Origin of the sequence: Streptomyces palmae, from assembly GCF_004684805.1 — a bacterium.
GTDB classification, from domain to species: Bacteria; Actinomycetota; Actinomycetes; order Streptomycetales; family Streptomycetaceae; genus Streptomyces; species Streptomyces palmae.
Genome location: NZ_SRID01000669.1, coordinates 1 through 1,487 on the forward strand (window position 1 = coordinate 1; position 1,487 = coordinate 1,487).

The following is a 1,487-nucleotide window of genomic DNA, read 5'->3' on the forward strand; positions in this document are numbered from 1 at the left end:
GAGGGGAGGAGGCCGGGCGGGGCCAGGTAACGCCCGGCCTCCCGCTCGGCGGGCGGCTCTTGGGCCCCCATGGGCTGCCGCCCACGGGGGCATTGTCCTCTGCCGGGTGCCCATCGAGCCACACCGCCTCGCGAGTTCCCGCCCCGGCGACCGGCTGCCGGGGCGGAGGGAGCGCCCGGGTCAGACCCCGGTGCTGGAGCCCGGGCGGACGATCATCAGGACGGTCACCACGGCCCACAGCAGGTTGAAGATCCCGGTGTACATGGCGAGTCGGGCCGCCGCGCGGGTGTGGTCCTCACCGGCCGTACCGGCACCGTCCTGGTCGGCCCGCTCCCGCAGTCCGGTCAGTACCGCCTGCTGACCGGGGAGCACCAGCAGCGCCAGCACCACGGCCGCGGCCACCGTCAGCGCCAGGGAGACCAGCACCCAGGTGTCGCCGAGCACCCCCATGCCGCGTGCGGTGGCGATGCCGGAGACCGGGACCGCCACGCCCACGACCGCGTAGACGCGGCAGATGCGGTACAGCGTGCGCAGTACGCCCTCGGGTTCGGCCGGTGCGTCGAATCCGTCGTCGGGGGCCCAGAGGTCGTCGCCGCCGGGGGCTGACGGGGAGCCACCCCCGGCGGTGGCCAGGGCGGTGCTCCTGGAGCCGGCCCAGGCGCGGCGGGCGGCGGGCGGGAACATACTCGCGGCGATGGCCACGGGACCGAAGGCGAGGATCGCGGCGAGCACATGGAGGACGAGCAGTAGCTTGTTCACGGGATCGACGCTAGACCTGGCGGATCGCGGGCCGACAGCGGGGTCGCCGCAAGGCTCCACCGGGTTCGCCCGCCCGAACCGGCGGGGCCAAGGGGCCCCGTCCACCGTCCGGCGGGAGAGTTCCATGGTCAAGGAACCGTAAACCCAGGTCGATCGTTAGCCGGGACATGACCGCTATGACACCCGGCTCGAACCTCCCGCTGCCCATCGCGCGTGTGGCGGTGGACGTCACCGCACCGGTGCGGCTCGACGTGTCGGGCCTGCTTCTCACCGCGCAGGGCAAGGTGCGCTCCGATGACGACTTCGTCTTCTACAACCAGCCCACCGGCCCCGGCGTCAGCCACTCCGCCTCGGCCCCCGGCGGTGGCGACACCATCACCATCGACACCACCGCGCTCCCGGCCGACATCGACAAGGTCGTGGTGACCGCCAGTCTGGACACGCCCGGCGCCACCTTCGCGGGCACCGAGCCCACCGCCACCGTCCGCGGGGCCGACGACGGCTCGGTGATCGCGACCTTCACCCCGCCCCGGCTTGGCCCGGAGACCGCGCTGGTGGTGGTCGAGGTCTACCGCCGCGGCGGCGCCTGGAAGGTGCGGGCGGTCGGCCAGGGCTACGCCAACGGGCTGGCCGGCATCGCCACCGACTTCGGGGTGACGGTCGAAGAGCCCGCCGCACCCGCCGCACCCCAGCCCGCGGCGCCCACCGGGCCCGCGGTGCCCCTGCCC

2 protein-coding genes are annotated in these 1,487 nt (G+C 74.4%); one reads left to right on the top strand and one right to left on the bottom strand.

What is annotated here, in order from left to right; translation table 11 throughout:
* Positions 1-180 precede the first annotated feature (180 nt).
* Positions 181-759: a DUF2269 family protein gene (locus E4099_RS31950; protein WP_135342580.1), complete on the bottom strand. Its 579-nt coding sequence runs from the start codon at positions 757-759 to the stop codon at positions 181-183.
* Positions 760-935: 176 nt separating this feature from the next.
* Here E4099_RS31950 and E4099_RS31955 point away from each other — a divergent pair.
* Positions 936-1,487 (top strand): TerD family protein (locus E4099_RS31955; RefSeq protein ID WP_167828564.1); only part of this gene is annotated, 552 nt, incomplete at its 3' end.